The 391-nt window shown below is 50.9% G+C and carries 1 protein-coding gene; it reads right to left on the bottom strand.

Annotated features, from left to right (window positions below; genetic code table 11):
* Window positions 1-391, bottom strand: a 391-nt coding sequence (locus LRP49_RS25200; protein WP_274146420.1) for a calcium-binding protein, incomplete at both ends; no start/stop codon positions are given.

Raw genomic sequence — 391 nt, 5'->3', positions numbered from 1 at the left:
ATTCTCACCATATAAGTGATCATTGTTCCACTGGCCATCAAGGTAGTCATTACCTGTGCCACCAAGAAGGACGTCATTACCAATATGACCATATAACTTGTCGTTACCGTCGTTACCTTCTAGGCGGTCGTCGCCGTACTCACCATGCAGAGCATCGTCGCCGTTACCGCCTGAGAGAAAGTCATTACCGCCAGCTCCGTTCAGCGTGTCGTTACCGTCTTCACCATAAAGTAAATCGTTACCGCTGAAGCCGTAGAGGTAATCATTACCCCACTGGCCATAGAGTTTGTCGTCATCGGCGCCGCCATCAAGATGGTCGTTACCGTGACCGCCGACAAGAACATCATGGCCATCTTGCCCGTAGAGCTTGTCGTTGCCATTGCCACCTTCT

It is taken from the genome of Enterovibrio qingdaonensis, from assembly GCF_028683135.1.
Classification (GTDB): Bacteria; Pseudomonadota; Gammaproteobacteria; order Enterobacterales; family Vibrionaceae; genus Enterovibrio; species Enterovibrio qingdaonensis.
This window is presented reverse-complemented; position numbering and strand designations above follow the sequence as displayed.